This is a genomic window from Paraburkholderia sp. XV, assembly GCF_020177535.1.
In the GTDB taxonomy this organism is placed as follows: Bacteria; Pseudomonadota; Gammaproteobacteria; order Burkholderiales; family Burkholderiaceae; genus Paraburkholderia; species Paraburkholderia caribensis.
In genome coordinates this window covers 1-17,686 of sequence record NZ_JAGUUD010000102.1, presented here as the reverse complement: position 1 = coordinate 17,686, position 17,686 = coordinate 1, and the positions used below count along the sequence as shown (strand labels likewise).

Here is a 17,686-nt window from a genome sequence, read left to right as displayed (position 1 = left end):
AACGGTTATGCGCGCGTCTGCAACCAGAACGTTACCGGGCCGTCGTTGACAAGCGAGACCTGCATGTCCGCGCCGAATTCGCCCGTTTCGACGATGGGATGCTTCGTGCGCGCGGCGGCCACGAAGTAGTCGAACAGGCGCTTGCCTTCGTCGGGCGGTGCGGCGGGCGTGAAGCTCGGGCGCAGGCCGCTGTTGGTATCGGCGGCCAGGGTGAACTGCGAGACGAGCAGCAAGCCGCCCGCGCGCCCCGCGCCGTCGATATTCTGCACAGGAAGATTCATCTTGCCCGCGGCGTCGCTGAACACGCGGTAGCCGAGCATTTTGGCGAGCAGCTTGTCGGCGGCGGCATCGGTGTCGCCGCGCTCGGCGCAGACCAGCGCGAGCAGCCCCGCGTCGATCGCGCCTGTCACACGGTCGGCGACGCGCACTTCCGCGCGCCGCACGCGTTGAATCAGCGCGATCATGCGGCGCCCTTCGGCCGCGTCGCTTGCAAACGCTCGCAGGCGAACATCATGCCGTCAGCGTGACACGCGCAAAACGGCGCTTGCCGACCTGCACGACGAACTCGCCGGCTTCGATCTTCAGGCCCTTGTCCGACACAGTCGCGCCGTCGATTTTCACGCCGCCCTGCTCGATGTTGCGCAGCGCTTCGCTCGTCGACGGCACGAGACCTGCCTGCTTCAGCAGTTGTCCGATTGCGAGCGGCGCGCCCGCGAGCGTCACAGACGGGATATCGTCCGGCACGCCGCCCTTCGCCCGGTGGTTGAAGTCTTCCAGCGCGCGCTCGGCGTCGGGCTGCGAGTGGAAGCGCGCGACGATTTCCTGCGCGAGCATCACCTTGAAATCGCGCGGATTGCGGCCGCCTTCGATTTCACGCTTAAAGCCCTCGATCTCGGCCATCGGACGGAAGGACAGCAGTTCGAAGTAGCGCCACATCAGCACGTCGGAGATGCTCATCAACTTGCCGAACATGTCATTCGGCTTCTCGCTGATGCCGACGTAGTTGCCCTTTGACTTCGACATTTTCTCGACGCCATCCAGCCCTTCGAGCAGCGGCATCGTCAGAATGCACTGCTGTTCCTGGCCGTACTGCTTTTGCAGTTCGCGGCCGACCAGCAGATTGAACTTCTGGTCCGTGCCGCCGAGTTCGAGATCGGCGTTCAGCGCGACGGAGTCGTAGCCCTGCATCAGCGGATACAGGAATTCGTGGATCGAAATGGGCACGCCGCCCTGGAAACGCTTCGTGAAGTCTTCTCGCTCCAGAATGCGCGCGACGGTGTAGCGGGACGCGAGCTTGATCATGCCGTCGGCGCCAAGCGGCATCGACCATTCGCTGTTGTAGCGGATTTCCGTCTTCTCGCGGTCGAGCACCAGCGCGGCCTGCTCGAAATACGTCTTCGCATTCGATTCGATCTGCTCGCGCGTGAGCGGCGGACGCGTTGCGTTGCGGCCGGACGGGTCGCCGATCAGCGACGTGAAATCGCCGATCAGGAAGATCACCGTGTGGCCGAGATCCTGCAACTGGCGCATCTTGTTCAGCACGACGGTGTGGCCGATGTGGATGTCGGGCGCCGTCGGATCGAGACCGAGCTTGATGCGCAGCGGCGTGCCCGTGGCTGCGCTCTTCGCGAGCTTTTGCGCGAACTCCTCTTCGATCAGCAGTTCGTCGACGCCACGCTTCGTGACTTCGAGCGCGTGGCGGACTTCGTCGGTGATCGGGTACGCGGAATTGGGCTTGGCGGTGGACTCGGTGCTCATGCTGGAACGGGAGATCGCAAAAAGAGAGATTGTCCCATAGTTGAGGCGCATTGCGCCCTGATCTCACGTGAAACGCGCGCCAACTCGCAGCCGCGTAGGACGCGCACGGCGATTGCGGGCCATCGTGCGCGCTCCCGCCGCTCGTTTCGTCCATTGTTTCGCGGCGTGCCGATGAGCGACAATCGTCGTCAACGAGGCGCCAAAAGCATCGCAAGGCGCGACGAACGACGATCAGAGGAGCGAAGCGTGGCCAAAGACACGGCAGACGGCGTGTATTTCGGGTTGATGTCAGGTACGAGCATGGACGGCGTGGACGGCATCGCGGTCGAATTTGCGAAAGGCAAGGCGCCCGTCGTGCGGTCGCAGGCGTTCGTGGGCTTCTCCGAGGGTCTGCGCGACGCGCTATTCGCCCTCCAGCAACCAGGCGACAACGAAATCGAGCGAGAGGCGCTCGCGGCGAACGCGCTGGCCGCGCGCTATACGGTGTGCTGCCATGAGTTGTTGCGCTCGGGCAACCTGTCGGCCGCGGACGTCCGCGCGATCGGCGTGCACGGGCAAACGGTGCGGCATCGGCCGGAAAAGGGCTACACGAAGCAGATCAACAATCCGGCGCTGCTGGCCGAAATGATGCACATCGACGTGATCGCCGATTTCCGCAGCCGCGACGTCGCGGCGGGCGGCCAGGGCGCGCCCCTCGTGCCGGCCTTCCATGCGACCGTTTTCGGCGCGAAGAACGAGACGCGCGTGGTCTGCAATCTCGGCGGAATCAGTAACATCACGATCCTCTCGGCGAACGGCGCGGTGCGCGGCTTCGATTGCGGTCCCGCTAATGCGCTGCTCGACGAATGGGCGCACAGGCATCTGAACAGGCCATTCGACGAGAACGGCCAGTTTGCGGCGTCGGGCCAGGTGCATCGTCCGTTGCTGAACGCTTTGCTCGATGAGCCGTTTTTCGAGGCGCAGCCGCCGAAGAGCACGGGCCGCGACCTGTTCAACCCTGAATGGCTCGACGCCCGGTTGCAGGAATTCACCAACCTCAGCCCCGCCGACGTCCAGGCGACGTTGGTCGCGCTGACAGCCGTCACCGTCGCGCGCGAGGTCGAGCGCCATGCGCCCGATTGCAAGGCGGTTTACGTGTGCGGCGGCGGCGCACGCAACCCGGAGATCATGAAAGCACTGCAGGGCGCCCTCGCCGAAAGCGGCTGCAGCGGCGTGCCCGTCATGACGACGGAAGCGCTCGGCGTGCCGCCGCATCAGGTGGAACCGCTGGCGTTTGCGTGGCTGGCCATGCGTTGCGTTGCACGCGAACCGGGGAATTTGCCCTCGGTGACGGGCGCGGCGGACGAGCGCGTGCTTGGCGCGATTTATCCGCGCTAATACGGCATGCGAGCTTCGCGTGGAAATAAAAACGGGGCCGAAGCCCCGTTCTTGCTGCAACTTACGCGAAAAAGCGGCGCTTACACCGAGAACGACGAGCCGCAACCGCAGGTGGTCGTAGCATTCGGGTTCTTGATGACGAACTGTGCGCCGTTGATGTCGTCCTTGTAGTCGATCTCTGCGCCAACCAGATACTGGTAGCTCATCGAATCGATCAGCAGCTGGACGCCGCTTTTGTTCATCACCGTGTCGTCTTCATTGATGGCTTCGTCGAACGTGAAGCCGTACTGGAAGCCCGAGCAGCCGCCACCCTGCACGAACACGCGCAGTTTCAGCTCAGGGTTGCCTTCTTCTTCGATCAGTTCCTTGACCTTGCCAGCCGCTGCGTCGGTAAAGACGAACGGTGCCGGCATCTCGGTCACGGGGGTGTCGGTCACTGCGTCCATGCGAACTCTCCAAAATAGCTTCTACACGCTATTGTATTGCTGTTCCCGATATCGTGCTGAAGCCCATGAAATCAATAGGTTCTTATGCAGACCGGCTGACTCCTGCCGCCACGAAAGGTGTCTACGATGTCCTCGTACACCTGTCAGCGATGTCCACATACGGATCGACAATGCAGCACGACAAATAAAAAAGCCGCCTTCGCAGATGCGTTGGCGGCTTTCTGCAGCAAGCCCTGCCTGAAACAGAGCCAGCCCGAAACGATTAACGCTTCGAGAACTGCTTGCGGCGACGTGCCTTGTGGAAACCGACCTTCTTACGCTCGACTTCACGCGCGTCACGCGTCACGAAGCCTGCGTTCGACAGTGCCGGCTTCAGCGTTGCGTCGTAGTCCATCAGCGCGCGGGTGATGCCGTGGCGAACTGCACCGGCTTGACCCGTTTCACCGCCGCCCGTCACGTTGACCTTGATGTCGAACGTGGCAGCGTGGTTCGTGAGTTCCAGCGGCTGACGCACGATCATCAGCGACGTTTCGCGCGAGAAGTAGTCGGCGATGGGCTTGCCGTTGACGACGATCTCGCCCTTGCCTGCCTTGATGAAGACACGAGCAACGGCGCTCTTGCGGCGGCCCGTACCGTAATTCCAGTTACCGATCATGTGGGCTCCCCTTAGATCTCGAGCGCCTTCGGCTGTTGTGCCGAATGCGGATGCGTTGCTTCGGCGTAGACCTTCAGCTTCTTGATCATCGCGTAGCCGAGCGGGCCCTTCGGCAGCATGCCTTTGACCGCTTTCTCGAGCGCGCGGCCCGGGAAGCGTTCTTGCATCTTGCCGAACGTCGTCTCATAGATACCGCCCGGGTAGCCCGAGTGGCGATAGTACTTCTTGTCCGTGGTCTTGTTACCCGTGACCTTCAGCTTGCCGGCGTTGATAACGATGATGAAATCACCGGTGTCGACGTGCGGAGTGAATTCAGGCTTGTGCTTGCCGCGAAGACGGTGTGCCACTTCGCTGGCGACACGCCCGAGAACCTTATCCGTCGCGTCAATCACGTACCATTCGCGCGTAACCTCATGGGCTTTTGCGGAAAACGTCTTCATGATCGATCCAAAAAATAGTGCTGCGCCCTGTGTTTTTTCCTGCTTGTATGTGCGCTTCGAGGCGCGTGCAGGCTCTCCCTGGTTCTTCCTCCGCGGGCGCGACTGCGGAAAAGCCCTGAATTATAAAGGAATTTGCGCCTAGTAGTCAAAGCGCCCGAACAACGGAAAGCTGAGGACGAAAAAAAGCCCGAACTAGCGGTTCGGGCTTAATCCACCTTTGGAGGAGGGTGGAGGAGACATGCGGAGATTGTCGAACTGCGACAACCAATAAACTGATTATATGGCTGCTGCTTGTGCAACGCAAGAACATTTGCAATGTGAAATCTAATTTCATTATACGAAAAGCATCTTGCCGCTTCCTCGATCCCGGCTAACTCTTTCGAGAACAATGGCTTAGCGTGCGTGGACAGGACAACCACTGGAGTCGCCCTAGAGGTTCGCACCTAAAATCGTCCGTGCTATCCCTTATGCGCGGAACATGCCGCAGCGCAGCACACGAGGCACAATCCGCATAACCGGCCGCCGGTGTCGCCCCGGGCGAGCCATCATCCGTCGGGCTACAATGCGCATCTCGAATTCAAGCTTGTGAGCGGAGTACAGGAATGGAATGCAAAGTCAGCTGGATGGGTCAGGATGGCATGGCGTTCGCCGCCGAAACGGGCAGCGGCCACCTCGTCGCGATGGACGGCGCGCCTGAAGGCGGCGGCCGCAATCTGGCGCCGCGTCCGATGGAAATGGTGCTGCTGGGCACGGGCGGCTGCACGGCGTACGACGTCGTGATGATCCTGAAAAAGAGCCGTCAGGAAATCAGCGGCTGCTCGGTGACGCTGAAAGCCGAGCGCGCGAGCGAGGACCCGAAGGTATTCACGAAGGTCCATTTCCATTTCACGGTGACGGGCAAGAACCTGAATCCGTCGACGGTGGAACGCGCGATCAATCTGTCGCACGACAAATATTGCTCGGCGTCGATCATGATCGCGAAAACGGCCGAGCTCACGCATTCGTTCGATATCGTTGCGGGCTAACGCCGCCTGACGCGAAGCGAATGCAAAAAATGCCGGCGTCCCATTGGGACGCCGGCATTTGTCATTTGAGCGGCAAAGCAGGCCGATAAGCCGGATTTTGTGCACGCAACGCGCCCGAAAGCGCGCCACGCGTGGCAGTCATTCCTCTAGGCGCGCCATTGCTGACGCGCTCAAGCTTCCTACCCGCTGACGTGACGGGGGCCCCGCCCTGCATCTCGAAGATGCTAGCCAGCCTACTTGGAATTGCTCCGGGTGGAGGTTACCGTGCCGGTCTGCCTCGCAGCAGCCGCGGTGCGCTCTTACCGCACCGTTTCACCCTTACCTGATCCCGGCTTGCGCCGGGCCATCGGCGGTTTGCTTTCTGTTGCCCTGTTCCGCGTGTCACCACGGATGGCCGTTAGCCATCACCCTGCCCTGTGGAGTCCGGACTTTCCTCGCCCTCGCCGGCCGAAACCGCCGAGGCCGCGACTGCCTGGCCTGCTTTGCTGATGGACATTTTAACATCTGGCGTTCCCCGAGACCGCCGCCCGCTGCGAAACACGGAGGCATCGTCGTAGAAAGACGGCGCGTCGTTCGCTGCCCACCAGTCGGGAATGCCCAGCACGGGCAGCGGCGCGAACATCCGGGCGCTGAAGCTCGGCGTATCGAGCAGCGTGCGGGCGATGGTTTCGTCCAGAAACGCGTCGCGCGAAATACGGGGCCATGAGAAATAGGCAGACGGCACCTCGACGATCCACGCGTGTGCGGTACACGCCTTATAGGGCGTAACGAGTTTTTCCAGCAGCGCGTGCCCGAAGCAGCGCACCTCGCAGCGCTCGCCCCACGCCGCTCGCCGGTCGACGAACAGCGTTTTCCAGTCGAACGAGCGCAGTGCGGCCGATACCGACGCGTCCGCACATGCGAACAGCACGGCGTTCTCGTCGAACAGTGTGAGTGCGTCGCGCGTGCCGCCGCGCGTCGGGCCGATGCCGAGAACATCGACAGCCGCCGACCCGCGCGCGCTCAGCGCCGCCTTGATAAGCGGAAACTGAAACCACATCAGCGCGTTGAAGAAATCATGCAGATTGTGGCGTGTCGGCACGCAGCCTGATGCGGCAATATGCGCTTCGTACGCGGTGCCGGGCGGCAATGCGTCCTGCGGGATAAAGGCGAGCCGCTTTCCGCGTCCCGTTGTGACGACGGCGGACGCGGCATCCGCGTTCATCTCGCGCAACTGATCCGCCGCACTGCGCAGCGCAGCCTGCTGCCAGCGCACGCCGCGCGTCGCGACCTGCGCGAACCACGGCATCGACCAGTCGATATCCGCGAAGCCCGTTGCAGCGCGTTTCAACACGCCGCCCGCGGTGCCGATATTGCGCGACATTCGCTCAGCAAGCGCTCAAACGAGCTTCCAGCCGATCGTCTCGCCGCCGCGCAACGGCACGACGGGCGTATCGCCTGCCGCGACTTCGGCAGGCAGCGTCCATTCTTCCCGGCGCAGCGTGACCTTCTCCTCGCTGCGCGGCAGGCGGTAGAAATCGGCGCCATGGAAGCTCGCGAAGCCTTCGAGCTTGTCGAGCGCGCCCGCCTTGTCGAACGCTTCGGCGTACAGCTCGAGTGCGTGCAGCGCTGTATAGCAGCCCGCGCAGCCGCACGCATGTTCCTTCAGGCCCTTCGGATGCGGCGCACTGTCCGTGCCGAGGAAAAAGCGTGGATTGCCCGACGTGGCCGCCTCGACGAGCGCCACACGGTGCGTCTCGCGCTTCAACACAGGCAAGCAGTAATAATGCGGACGGATGCCGCCCTGGAAAATCGCGTTGCGGTTGTACAGCAGATGATGCGCAGTGATCGTCGCGCCCAGCAGTTCGGGCGGCGCGCCCGCGTCACGGACATAATCGGCGGCGTCCTTGGTGGTGATGTGCTCGAACACGACCTTCAGCGCCGGGAAATCGCGGCGCAGCGGCGTCATCACGCGGTCGATGAACACTTTCTCGCGATCGAAAAGATCGATCGAGGAATCCGTCACTTCGCCGTGAATGAGCAACGGCATGCCCGTTTCCTGCATCATCTCGAGCGTTTTCGCGCATTTGCGGATGTCGCTGACGCCTGCGTCCGAATTCGTCGTCGCGCCCGCCGGATACAGCTTCACGCCATGCACGAAACCGCTTTCGCGGGCGCGGCGGATCTCTTCGGGCGGCGTGTTGTCGGTCAGATACAGCGTCATCAGCGGCTCGAACTTCACGCCGGCCGGGATCGCCGCGACGATCCGCTCGCGGTAGGCGCGCGCCATCTCGGTCGTCGTGACGGGCGGTTTCAGGTTCGGCATGATGATCGCGCGGCCGAACTGGCGCGCGGTGTGCGGCAGGACGGCGGCAAGCATCGCGCCGTCGCGGACGTGCAGATGCCAGTCATCGGGACGGGCGAGCGTGAGGGTATCGACGGAAGCAGCGGTAGATGCGGTCATGGCGGGGACTCACGAGCGTCGAGCAAGCGGCAGATTGCATAACTGACGAGGCTAATCCACAAATGCAGCCAAAACACCCGTCAATTTTGCTTTTTGCCGTTTCTGGCTCGGTGATATGCTTGGAAAATCATCATTGTAACGGGTCGGCCCATGTGGGCTCATACCCCGTTAGAAAGGCTTGTCTTCCGCATCATGTGCCAACTACTCGGAATGAATTGCGCCGCGCCCACGGACGTCACGTTCTCGTTCACCGGCTTCGCGGCGCGCGGCGGCGTCACCGACCACCACTCCGACGGCTGGGGCATCGCCTTCTTCGAAGACAAGGCCTGTCGCCTGTTCATCGATCATCAGTCGTCGGCCACCTCGCCCATCGCCGAGATGGTCAAGCGCTACCCGATCAAGTCGAAGAACACGATCGCGCATATCCGCAAGGCGACGCAAGGGCACATCGTGCTCGAAAACTGCCATCCGTTCATGCGGGAGTTGTGGGGACGCCACTGGATCTTCGCGCACAACGGCGATCTGCAGAATTACAGCCCGGTGCTGTCGGGCGTGTATCAGCCCGTCGGCAGCACCGATAGCGAGCTGGCGTTCTGCGCGCTGCTGCAAGGGTTGCGCAAGGCGTTTCCTGGTTCGCAGCCGCCGCTGAACGAACTGTTCGCCGCGCTGGAAACGTTGACCCGCGAAATCACCCAGTTCGGCGTGTTCAATTTTCTGATGTCGAATGGCCAGGCGTTGTTTGCGCACTGCTCGACGCATCTTCATTACCTCGTGCGCAGCTGGCCGTTTTCGACCGCGCATCTGGTCGACGCGGACGTATCGATCGATTTCGCCAAGTACACGACCCCCGAAGACCGCGTCGCCGTGATCGCCACGCAGCCGTTGACCGACAACGAAATATGGACCGCTTTCGAGCCGGGCGATCTACTGATGTTCCAGCACGGCGAAGTGATCGCGCGCGCCAACGTGCCCGTGCCGCCGGCCGTGCTGGAGAAGGCGCGCAATCCCGCCTGTGATCGCAGCGCTTCTGCGAGCATGCTGCCCGTCGCGTCCGTTCTCGATCTCGAATCCGACGACGCCGCCGCGTACGAATCCTGATCGCCCGATAGCCGCCTTCGCGCTAGTCCCGTCGCTCGCGGGCGGTGTCGCTACTGGCGTGCGCTCGCTGCAAGACCGTCTTCACCCGCGCTGACGCCGCCTTCTGTCTCGTGCGCCGCAGCGCTTCCACACAAGAACTGGCGCAGCGCGGGATGACAACGCCAGCGTTCCGTTTCGTGCACTTTCTGTGGATTGCCGGGTTCAAGGCGATGAGAACAGCAATCGCACAGTTTCCTGCGACAGACCTCGAGGCTTGCGGCAAGTGCGCTCGCACTCAGCGGATCTGCGTAGTTGACGGCAGGAATAGCCAGCAGGAGAGCTTTCAAACGCGAATCCGATCCGTCAGCTATCGCGTCGTTCATCAGACGCCCGGCGATTTGCTCCGCCTCGTGTTGAAAGACCTCGAGCATTCTTCTGGATAACTGATTTTTTTGCCCATGACGAGAAATCCACATCTGCGCCGACTCCGCGAACTGCGCAGCGGTCAGCCACTTGCCTTCCAGCTGCATTGACACTAACTCGTGAACGACCAGGTCGCTCATCAAAAACACTTTCATGGATTGTCTCTTGTCGATCGAAAACGAATGAGGCGACGCACCCCGCTCACCTCATCACGTTTCGCCGGGAAGCTTATGCGCATGCCACCACAAGTTACATGAGACGATTCCGATTAACACGCATCCTTAATAAGCAATACTCCTAATTTTATATATCGTTCTATTTTTCGAAAGCCGCACGAAAGAATAAATAAAAAGAGAGATAAAAAAAAGCCGCCCTGATGGAGCGGCTTTTTTGCTTCTGCAGCCTGCTTTTAATGCAGGATCTTTGCGAGGAAATCCTTCGCGCGATCCGATTTCGGATTCGCGAAAAAGTCTTCCTTGCGGTCGTCTTCGACGATGAGGCCTTTGTCCATGAAAATCACGCGATGCGCGACCTTCTTCGCGAAACCCATTTCGTGCGTCACGCACATCATGGTCATGCCTTCCTGCGCAAGTTCAACCATCACGTCGAGCACTTCGTTGATCATTTCAGGATCGAGCGCGGAAGTGGGTTCGTCGAACAGCATTGCGATCGGGTCCATCGACAGCGCCCGCGCAATCGCCACACGCTGCTGCTGACCGCCCGACAACTGCCCCGGATACTTGTCCGCATGCGCGCGCAAGCCGACGCGATCGAGCAGCTTGAGGCCCTTCGCAGTCGCTTCGTCCTTCGAGCGGCCGAGCACCTTGATCTGCGCGAGCGTCAGGTTTTCGGTGATCGACAGATGCGGGAACAACTCGAAGTGCTGAAACACCATGCCGACCTTCGAACGCAGCTTCGACAGGTTTGTCTTCTTGTCGGTGAGCGACTGGCCGTTGATCACGATTTCGCCTTTCTGAAACGGCTCGAGCCCGTTGACTGTCTTGATCAGCGTCGATTTACCCGAACCCGACGGGCCGCACACGACGACCACTTCGCCCTTTTTCACTTCCGTCGTGCAGTCGGTCAGCACCTGGAACTGACCGTACCACTTCGACACATTCTTGATAGAGATCATCTTGCGACCTTTTTCTGAAGACTTTTGACGAGGCTCGACGCGACCACGCAGACCACGAAGTAACACGCACCCGCGAACAGTACCATTTCGACGTTCGTGCCGTCACGGTCGCCAATATTCGTGGCCGTGCGGAAGAAGTCGGCGAGGCTGATCACGTAGACGAGCGACGTATCCTGAAACAGCACGATGGCTTGCGTGAGCAACAGCGGCACCATCGCGCGGAACGCCTGCGGCAGCACGACGAGGCGCATCGCCTGCGCGTAGCTCATGCCGAGCGCGTACGATGCGTTCACCTGGCCGCGCGGCACCGCCTGAATGCCCGCGCGGATGATTTCCGAGTAGTACGCAGCTTCGAACAGCGAGAACGCGACCATCGCCGACGCGAGCCGGATGTCGATGTCGGCGGAAAGGCCCAGCACGTTCTGCAGCAACTGCGGCACGATCAGGAAGAACCACAGCAGAACCATCACGAGGGGGATCGAGCGGAAAAGCGTCACGTAGATCTTCGCGAACCACTCGAACGGCTTGAACGACGACAGCCGCATGATCGCGAGCACCGTGCCCCACACGATGCCGACCACGATCGCGAGAATCGTGATCTTGAACGTGACGACGGCGCCCGTCCACAGCGTCGGCAGTGCGCCCGGAATACCGCTCCAGTCGAAATGATGCATCACTTGCCTCCGATATAGCCAGGCAACCGGCTCTTGGCTTCGACGATGCGCATCAGCGTCATCACGATCAGGTTGATGAGCAGGTACGCGACCGTGACGGCGATGAACGACTCATAGGTCTGCGCCGTGTAGTCGACGAGCTGGCGCGCCTGAGCGGACAGATCCAGCAGACCGATGGTCGATGCAACGGCAGAGTTCTTGAAGATGTTCAGGAACTCCGACGTGAGCGGCGGCACGATGATCCGGTACGCGACGGGCAAGAGCACGTAACGATACGTCTGCCATTGCGTGAAGCCGAGCGCAAAGCCCGCGCCGCGCTGGCCGCGCGGCAGCGCGTTGATGCCCGAGCGGACCTGCTCGCACACACGCGCGGCGGTGAACAGCCCGAGACAGATGATCGACGACGAGAAGAACTGCGCGCCAGGCGGCAGCTGCTTGAACCATGTACCGATCGAAACGGGCAGCAGCTCGGGTATCACCAGATACCAGATGAAGAACTGAACGATCAGCGGAATGTTACGGAAGATGGCGACGTAGACGGTGCCGATCGCCGCGAGGCGCGGGTTCTGGACCGTGCGCAGCACGCCGAAGAACGACCCGACGATCAGCGCGATCACCCACGCGCACAGCGAAACGGTGACCGTCACCCAGAGACCGGACAGCAGCCAGCCGAGATAGGTGGTCGGCTCGCCGGTGGAAACCGGACTCAGCAGAATGCCCCAGTTCCAGTGGTATGACATGACGAAGACTCCAACAAAAAGAAACGGAAGAAGCGCTTGCCCCTTCCGTTCTGTTCAACACGTTGACTGTTCAGCTAACGGTTGTTCGAGGGTTAGTCGATTGCCTTGTCGTTCGGCGCCTTGTACAGCGCCTTGATATCGTCGCTTTCCGGGAAGGCCAGGTTGAGGCCCTTCGGCGGGATCGGCGATTCGAACCACTTCTTGTAGATCTTGTCCGCTTCGCCCGACGTTTCGACCTTGGCGATCGCGTCGTCGACGACCTTCTTGAACTCCGGATCGTTCTTGCGCAGCATGCAGCCGTAAGCTTCATGCGATTGCGGCGCGCCGACGATGATGAAATCGTTCGGCGTGTTCGACTTGGCGCGCTCGCCGGCGAGCAGTGCGTCGTCCATCATGAACGCGGCAGCGCGGCCCGTCGACAGCGTCAGGAACGACTCGCCGTGGTCCTTCGCGCTGATGATGTTCATGCCCATGTTCTTGTCCTGGTTCATCTTGCGAAGCAGGCGCTCGGACGTGGTGCCAGCCGTCGTGACGACGGTCTTGCCCTTCAGGTCCGCCCAGTCCTTGACGCCGGAATCTTTCTTCGTCATCAGGCGCGTGCCGATCACGAAAATGGTGTTCGAGAACGCGACCTGTTGCTGACGTTCAGCATTGTTCGTGGTCGAGCCGCATTCGAGGTCGACGGTGCCGTTCTGCACCAGCGGAATACGGTTTTGCGACGTGATCGGCGTCAGCTTGACCTTCAGGTCCGGCATGTTCAGCTTCTGCTTGACGGCATCCACGACCTTCAGCGCGAATTCCTGCGAGTAGCCGACCACGTTCTGCTTGTCGTCGTAGTACGAAAACGGAATCGACGATTCGCGGTGGCCCAGCGAAATAACGCCCGTGTCCTTGATCTTCTTCAGCGTGCCGGCGTCCTGCGCTTGCGCGCCTACCGTGAACAATCCCAGAGTCGCGAGAAGCAGCGCAGCTTTTTTAACCTTCATTTGTGATCTCCTTGGCAAGAACCGGCGCCAGTGTATCTCAGTAATTATTCTGAAAGTATGGTTGTTAACCATGTTCCGCGCGCAGTGTTGCATAAAGCCACCAATTTGCGCGGTGCGGCGCCAGTATTGGCTTACAGCGCCTTCACCGGAGCGATGCAAACGTGATCGGATGCGTCGTTTTTGCCGGTTCGGGTGCAACTTCAACTGCACAAAAGCGGACGGCACCCGAAGATGCCGTCCGCCCGGTATTTTGCGCGAGTCCGTCGATTCGCGCTCGTGAAGCGTTGTTGCGTGGCGCCCGCCTGCCGGCCGGGCGCCAGGTCCGTCATGTCTGCGGCCGTGTACTGCCCGACGGCCGCGCTGTATCAGGGATACAGACCGCGCATTTCGCGCGCCTGAAGGATGCGTTTGCAAGCAACGATGAACGCCGCCGTGCGCACCGACACCTTCTGCTCGCTCGCCACCTGCCACACGGCCGCGAACGCTTCGCGCATCACGCGTTCGAGGCGCTCGTTGATCTCGTCTTCCGTCCAGAAGAAGCTCGAGAAATCCTGCACCCATTCGAAGTACGACACCGTCACCCCGCCCGCATTCGCGACGACGTCGGGGATCACGAGGATGCCCTTGTCGTGCAGGATGTCGTCGGCGGCCGTTGTGGTCGGACCGTTCGCGCCTTCCACGACGATCTTCGTACGAATTTTGCCCGCGTTCTTGTCGGTGATCTGGTTTTCCAGCGCAGCCGGGATCAGGATGTCCGATTCGACCGTCCAGAAGTCTTCGTTCGCGATCGTGTCGGCTTCGGCGTAACCGCCTACGCCGCCGTGCTTCGCGACGTGCTCGAGCAGCGCAACGGCGTCGATGCCCGATGCCTTGTACAGCGTGCCCGTGTGATCCTGCACGGCGACGACCTTCGCGCCTGCTTCCTGATACAGACGCGCCGCGATGCCGCCGACGTTGCCGAAGCCCTGCACGGCGATGCGCGCGCCTTCGATATCCATGCCGATGCGCCGCGCCGCTTCGCAACCGACGACGAACACGCCGCGGCCTGTCGCTTCACGACGGCCGAGGGAGCCGCCGAGCGTGATCGGCTTGCCCGTCACGACACCCGTGGCCGTTTGGCCCTGGTTCATCGAGTACGTGTCCATCATCCACGCCATGATCTGCTCATTGGTGTTCACGTCCGGCGCGGGGATGTCGGTGTTCGGTCCGATGATGATGCCGATTTCGCTGGTGTAGCGGCGCGTCATGCGCTCCAGCTCACCACGCGAGAGCTTGCGCGGATCGACGCGGATACCGCCCTTCGCACCGCCGTACGGCACGTTCACGGCCGCGTTCTTCACCGACATCCATGCCGACAGCGCCATCACTTCCGACAACGTCACGTCCTGGTGATAACGCACGCCGCCCTTGCCCGGACCGCGCGACACGTTGTGCTGCACGCGATAGCCTTCGAAGTGCGCGACGGTGCCGTTATCGAGTTCGATGGGCACGTCGACGACGAGAATGCGCTTCGGCCGCTTGAGCGTTTCCAGCCAGCGCGACAACGGGCCGAGATACGGCGCGACGCGATCGACCTGACGGAGGTAGTTGCCCCAGGGGCCGAGATCGTCGGCATGAAGGTAGGACGGGATGGACTGCAGATTTGCCGCGGTAGACATGAACGCTCCAGCGTTTTTATCGGGTGACGCCATTGTCGAAAAAAAGCGCTGAAGGGGTCCAATGCCGTTTGGTCATCCCATTATGTTTTTCTTGCATAACGCTGGGGAAAGCGCAAATGCGTGTCGCAAAGCCGTTATTTGCGCGTCCTGCAATGCACTCTTGTTCGCCGGCGACTACTTCGACGCTTGCGCGAGTTCCGTACTCACGACGTCCCACAACGCGCGCACGAGTTGCTGGCGCGCGTCGTCGGTCTGCGCGGCGAGTTTGTCGCGGTAGAGGCGGATTTCCATCGTCAGGGTGAGCTGACCTTGCGCGACGCCGCGCGACGCGCGGTCGAGCCGGATCAGACGGCCATCGGCGACGGCGTCTTCGACGGCGCTGTGCGGCAGGAACGCGACGCCGTGTCCGGCGAGCGCCATCGCCTTCAGTCCTTCGGCCATGTCCGTTTCATACACGCGATCGAGGTAGAGGCGGCCGGGCGCCGTCGCAAAGATCACCTCTGTCATGCGCCCCAGATAGGCATTCGGCGTGTACGAGAGATACGGCGTCGGCGCGTCCGACGTGCCGGGCAACGTGTAGCGCGGTCGGCCGCCCTTGCCGGGCGCGGAAAACGGGCTGATCGCTTCGATGCCGAGCGTCAGCATGTCGTAGCGCGCGGGGTCGAGCGCGACCGGGTGGCTCGGATGGTGATAGCCCATCACCAGATCGCAACCGCCTTCGACCAGTGACAACACCGCGTCGTGCACGTTCAGCGCGCGCAGCCGCGTATGGATCGGGCCGAGCTGCGCCTCGATGCGCTGCAGCCAGCGCGGGAAGTACGTGAGCGACAGCGTATGCGGCACCGCGAATTCGATCGTCGCGGCGGGCGTCGCCGTATGGCCGCGCAACAGCGTGCGCGCCTCGTGGAACTGCGACAGCATCGCGAGCGCCTGCTCGTAGAAGACCTGGCCCGCTGCCGTGAGGCGCGTCGGGTAAACCGAACGGTCGATCAATTCCGTGCCGAGCCACGCTTCAAGGGCCTGGATGCGCCGCGAAAACGCGGGCTGCGTGACGTGCCGCAATTCCGCCGAGCGGCTGAAACTGCGCGTTTCCGCCAGCGACACGAAGTCTTCGAGCCATTTCAGTTCCATACGGACCAGCGCTCCACCAGTAACGGAAAGCCTGCATTCTAGCGGCGCCGGGCCGTGCGCCGGGGCTGATGTCCTAAAGTGGTAAAATTCGCGGTTCTCCCCGCTTGTATCTGTCACCGACTCTTCACGGTTTCTGCCCCTCCCATCATGTCCGACACCCGCCCCGACACTCTCTTCGCGCTGACCGCCCTGTCCCCGCTCGACGGCCGTTACGCATCGAAAACCGAAGCCCTGCGCGACTGGCTTTCGGAAGCCGCGTTCATGCGCCATCGCGTGAAGGTGGAAATTCACTGGCTGATCGCGTTGTCGCATGCCGGTTTCGCGGAAGTGCCGCGCTTCTCGGAAGCGTCGGAGCGATTCCTGCTGCAACTCGTCGAACGCTTCACCGCGCATGACGCCGCGCGCATCAAGGACATCGAGCGCGTGACGAATCACGACGTGAAGGCTGTCGAGTACTGGCTGAAGGAATCGGTGAAGGGTCAGCCGGAACTAGAACGCGCGAGCGAGTTCATCCACTTCGCGTGCACGTCGGAAGACATCAACAACACGTCGCACGGCCTGATGCTCGCCGGCGCGCGCGAACACGTGATCCTGCCGGCGCTGCGCGCCGTGCATCAACGCCTCGTCGCGCTGGCGCATGCGCAGGCCGATCAGCCGATGCTCTCGCGCACGCACGGCCAGCCCGCCAGCCCGACCACGCTCGGCAAGGAAATGGCGAACGTTGCCGCGCGTCTGTCGCGTGCGATCGACCGGATCGCGAAGGTCGAACTGCTCGGCAAGATGAACGGCGCGGTCGGCAACTTCAATGCGCATCTGTCTGCGTATCCGGAGTTCGACTGGGAAGCGTTTTCGAAGGAAGTCGTCGAACAGCGTCTGAACCTGACGTTCAACCCGTACACAATCCAGATCGAGCCGCACGATTACATGGCTGAACTGTTCGATGCCGTGGCGCGTGCGAACACGATCCTGCTCGACCTCGACCGCGATGTGTGGGGTTATATCTCGCTTGGCTATTTCAAGCAGAGGACGAAGGCGGGTGAAATCGGCTCGTCGACGATGCCGCACAAGGTCAATCCGATCGATTTCGAAAACTCGGAAGGGAACCTCGGGCTGGCGAATGCCACGCTGCGGCATCTGGCAGATAAGCTGCCGGTTTCGCGTTGGCAGCGGGATCTGACCGATTCGACGGTGCTGCGCAATATTGGTGTTGCGTTTGGGTATGCGTTGCTGGCTTATGACGCGCTGAATCGTGGGTTGGATAAGCTTGAGGTGAACCCGCAGCGGCTGAACGATGATCTCGATGCGACCTGGGAAGTGCTGGCTGAGCCTGTGCAGACTGTTATGCGGCGGTATGGTATCGAGAATCCGTATGAGCAGTTGAAGGAGTTGACGCGAGGGAAGGGCATCACGCGGGATGCGTTGCAGACTTTTATTAATGGTCTTGCCATTCCCGCCGATGCTAAGGAGCGTCTGCTTGCCATGACGCCTGGGTCTTATGTCGGTAAGGCTGCTGAGTTGGCTAAGCGGATCAAGTAACGGTTTATTGCCTGCGGCGGCGTTTGGTTTTGCTGTTCGCAGGCTTTCGATGTGGTTTGCTTTGCTTTACTTTGCGCTTGCGCTGGCATCCGCGATTCGTTAGCGTGCTTCAGGCGTCGCCCCTGTACGGGGCGGCACCTACTTTTCTTTGCCGCCGCAAAGAAAAGTAGGCAAAAGAAAGC

General features: G+C 61.4%; 17 protein-coding genes, 1 other RNA gene and 1 pseudogene. 4 read left to right on the top strand and 15 right to left on the bottom strand.

The annotated features are described in order from the left end of the window. Window positions 1-5 precede the first annotated feature (5 nt). The gene (gene dtd / locus KFO72_RS32785; RefSeq protein WP_054928955.1) at window positions 6-464 is read right to left on the bottom strand and encodes a D-aminoacyl-tRNA deacylase; all 459 of its coding nucleotides are present in this window, start codon (window positions 462-464) and stop codon (window positions 6-8) included. A 46-nt stretch (window positions 465-510) separates the two neighbouring features. Next, window positions 511-1,758 (bottom strand): tyrosine--tRNA ligase, encoded by a 1,248-nt coding sequence (gene tyrS, locus KFO72_RS32780; RefSeq protein ID WP_036002682.1) that lies wholly within the window; start codon window positions 1,756-1,758, stop codon window positions 511-513. A gap of 246 nt (window positions 1,759-2,004) precedes the next feature. Between tyrS and KFO72_RS32775 the strand changes: the two genes are divergently transcribed. Then, window positions 2,005-3,135 (top strand): anhydro-N-acetylmuramic acid kinase, encoded by a 1,131-nt coding sequence (locus KFO72_RS32775; protein WP_054928956.1) that lies wholly within the window; start codon window positions 2,005-2,007, stop codon window positions 3,133-3,135. 80 nt (window positions 3,136-3,215) lie between these two features. On the opposite strand, the gene erpA is transcribed toward KFO72_RS32775, so the two are convergent. The 3 genes from erpA to rplM form a co-directional block, all read right to left on the bottom strand. Further along, window positions 3,216-3,581, bottom strand: coding sequence for an iron-sulfur cluster insertion protein ErpA (erpA, locus tag KFO72_RS32770; RefSeq protein WP_036002677.1), 366 nt, complete (start codon window positions 3,579-3,581; stop codon window positions 3,216-3,218). Between the two features lie 262 nt (window positions 3,582-3,843). Further along, on the bottom strand, window positions 3,844-4,236 hold the full coding sequence (gene rpsI / locus KFO72_RS32765) for a 30S ribosomal protein S9 (protein ID WP_042308025.1): 393 nt from the start codon (window positions 4,234-4,236) through the stop codon (window positions 3,844-3,846). Between the two features lie 11 nt (window positions 4,237-4,247). Continuing rightward, window positions 4,248-4,676: a 50S ribosomal protein L13 gene (rplM, locus tag KFO72_RS32760; RefSeq protein WP_007587440.1), complete on the bottom strand. Its 429-nt coding sequence runs from the start codon at window positions 4,674-4,676 to the stop codon at window positions 4,248-4,250. Between the two features lie 602 nt (window positions 4,677-5,278). Here rplM and KFO72_RS32755 point away from each other — a divergent pair. Continuing rightward, a complete protein-coding gene (locus KFO72_RS32755) occupies window positions 5,279-5,701 on the top strand; it encodes an OsmC family protein (RefSeq protein ID WP_054928957.1) in 423 nt (140 codons plus the stop codon). 70 nt (window positions 5,702-5,771) lie between these two features. Here the strand turns inward: KFO72_RS32755 and rnpB are convergent. From rnpB to pyrC, 3 genes and pseudogenes are all read right to left on the bottom strand, one after another. Further along, window positions 5,772-6,185, bottom strand: an RNA gene (rnpB, locus tag KFO72_RS32750) — RNase P RNA component class A. A 51-nt stretch (window positions 6,186-6,236) separates the two neighbouring features. After that, a pseudogene (locus KFO72_RS32745) lies at window positions 6,237-6,905 on the bottom strand (DUF3025 domain-containing protein); the annotation flags it as partial. Window positions 6,906-7,079: 174 nt separating this feature from the next. Then, window positions 7,080-8,144 carry a dihydroorotase gene (gene pyrC / locus KFO72_RS32740; RefSeq protein WP_054928959.1) on the bottom strand — a complete coding sequence of 355 codons (1,065 nt, stop codon included), beginning with the start codon at window positions 8,142-8,144 and terminating at the stop codon, window positions 7,080-7,082. 192 nt (window positions 8,145-8,336) lie between these two features. Here pyrC and KFO72_RS32735 point away from each other — a divergent pair, with 192 nt between their 5' ends. Further along, on the top strand, window positions 8,337-9,242 hold the full coding sequence (locus KFO72_RS32735; RefSeq protein ID WP_082433721.1) for a class II glutamine amidotransferase: 906 nt from the start codon (window positions 8,337-8,339) through the stop codon (window positions 9,240-9,242). A gap of 50 nt (window positions 9,243-9,292) precedes the next feature. Here the strand turns inward: KFO72_RS32735 and KFO72_RS32730 are convergent, their stop codons facing one another. The 7 genes from KFO72_RS32730 to KFO72_RS32700 all read right to left on the bottom strand — a co-directional run bounded on the left by KFO72_RS32730 (window position 9,293) and on the right by KFO72_RS32700 (window position 15,968). Beyond that, complete coding sequence (locus KFO72_RS32730; RefSeq protein ID WP_060599686.1) at window positions 9,293-9,799, bottom strand: hypothetical protein; 507 nt, start codon at window positions 9,797-9,799, stop codon at window positions 9,293-9,295. 254 nt (window positions 9,800-10,053) lie between these two features. Then, a complete protein-coding gene (locus tag KFO72_RS32725; protein WP_007587434.1) occupies window positions 10,054-10,779 on the bottom strand; it encodes an amino acid ABC transporter ATP-binding protein in 726 nt (241 codons plus the stop codon). Continuing rightward, on the bottom strand, window positions 10,776-11,453 hold the full coding sequence (gltK, locus tag KFO72_RS32720) for a glutamate/aspartate ABC transporter permease GltK (RefSeq protein WP_054928962.1): 678 nt from the start codon (window positions 11,451-11,453) through the stop codon (window positions 10,776-10,778). The genes KFO72_RS32725 and gltK overlap by 4 nt, the downstream gene beginning before the upstream one ends. Beyond that, window positions 11,453-12,193: an amino acid ABC transporter permease gene (locus KFO72_RS32715; RefSeq protein WP_054928963.1), complete on the bottom strand. Its 741-nt coding sequence runs from the start codon at window positions 12,191-12,193 to the stop codon at window positions 11,453-11,455. The genes gltK and KFO72_RS32715 overlap by 1 nt, the downstream gene beginning before the upstream one ends. A 92-nt stretch (window positions 12,194-12,285) precedes the next feature. Next, the gene (locus KFO72_RS32710) at window positions 12,286-13,179 is read right to left on the bottom strand and encodes a glutamate/aspartate ABC transporter substrate-binding protein (RefSeq protein ID WP_054928964.1); all 894 of its coding nucleotides are present in this window, start codon (window positions 13,177-13,179) and stop codon (window positions 12,286-12,288) included. Between the two features lie 365 nt (window positions 13,180-13,544). Next, window positions 13,545-14,837, bottom strand: coding sequence for a Glu/Leu/Phe/Val family dehydrogenase (locus tag KFO72_RS32705; protein WP_224100976.1), 1,293 nt, complete (start codon window positions 14,835-14,837; stop codon window positions 13,545-13,547). A 174-nt stretch (window positions 14,838-15,011) separates the two neighbouring features. Further along, on the bottom strand, window positions 15,012-15,968 hold the full coding sequence (locus KFO72_RS32700; RefSeq protein WP_054928966.1) for a LysR family transcriptional regulator: 957 nt from the start codon (window positions 15,966-15,968) through the stop codon (window positions 15,012-15,014). A 147-nt stretch (window positions 15,969-16,115) separates the two neighbouring features. On the opposite strand from KFO72_RS32700, the gene purB reads away from it, so the two are divergent. Beyond that, complete coding sequence (gene purB / locus KFO72_RS32695) at window positions 16,116-17,504, top strand: adenylosuccinate lyase (protein WP_225033843.1); 1,389 nt, start codon at window positions 16,116-16,118, stop codon at window positions 17,502-17,504. Window positions 17,505-17,686: the final 182 nt, after the last annotated feature.

What these genes read in the sequence shown, in the direction of transcription:
- KFO72_RS32735 (WP_082433721.1), top strand. Translation starts at nt 8,337, where the DNA reads ATGTGCCAACTACTCGGAATGAATTGCGCCGCGCCCACGGACGTCACG.
- KFO72_RS32710 (WP_054928964.1), bottom strand. Translation starts at nt 13,179, where the DNA reads ATGAAGGTTAAAAAAGCTGCGCTGCTTCTCGCGACTCTGGGATTGTTC.
- KFO72_RS32705 (WP_224100976.1), bottom strand. Translation starts at nt 14,837, where the DNA reads ATGTCTACCGCGGCAAATCTGCAGTCCATCCCGTCCTACCTTCATGCC.
- erpA (WP_036002677.1), bottom strand. Translation starts at nt 3,581, where the DNA reads ATGGACGCAGTGACCGACACCCCCGTGACCGAGATGCCGGCACCGTTC.
- pyrC (WP_054928959.1), bottom strand. Translation starts at nt 8,144, where the DNA reads ATGACCGCATCTACCGCTGCTTCCGTCGATACCCTCACGCTCGCCCGT.
- rplM (WP_007587440.1), bottom strand. Translation starts at nt 4,676, where the DNA reads ATGAAGACGTTTTCCGCAAAAGCCCATGAGGTTACGCGCGAATGGTAC.
- purB (WP_225033843.1), top strand. Translation starts at nt 16,116, where the DNA reads ATGTCCGACACCCGCCCCGACACTCTCTTCGCGCTGACCGCCCTGTCC.
- KFO72_RS32725 (WP_007587434.1), bottom strand. Translation starts at nt 10,779, where the DNA reads ATGATCTCTATCAAGAATGTGTCGAAGTGGTACGGTCAGTTCCAGGTG.
- dtd (WP_054928955.1), bottom strand. Translation starts at nt 464, where the DNA reads ATGATCGCGCTGATTCAACGCGTGCGGCGCGCGGAAGTGCGCGTCGCC.
- tyrS (WP_036002682.1), bottom strand. Translation starts at nt 1,758, where the DNA reads ATGAGCACCGAGTCCACCGCCAAGCCCAATTCCGCGTACCCGATCACC.
- KFO72_RS32730 (WP_060599686.1), bottom strand. Translation starts at nt 9,799, where the DNA reads ATGAAAGTGTTTTTGATGAGCGACCTGGTCGTTCACGAGTTAGTGTCA.
- KFO72_RS32755 (WP_054928957.1), top strand. Translation starts at nt 5,279, where the DNA reads ATGGAATGCAAAGTCAGCTGGATGGGTCAGGATGGCATGGCGTTCGCC.
- KFO72_RS32700 (WP_054928966.1), bottom strand. Translation starts at nt 15,968, where the DNA reads ATGGAACTGAAATGGCTCGAAGACTTCGTGTCGCTGGCGGAAACGCGC.
- KFO72_RS32715 (WP_054928963.1), bottom strand. Translation starts at nt 12,193, where the DNA reads ATGTCATACCACTGGAACTGGGGCATTCTGCTGAGTCCGGTTTCCACC.
- rpsI (WP_042308025.1), bottom strand. Translation starts at nt 4,236, where the DNA reads ATGATCGGTAACTGGAATTACGGTACGGGCCGCCGCAAGAGCGCCGTT.
- gltK (WP_054928962.1), bottom strand. Translation starts at nt 11,453, where the DNA reads ATGCATCATTTCGACTGGAGCGGTATTCCGGGCGCACTGCCGACGCTG.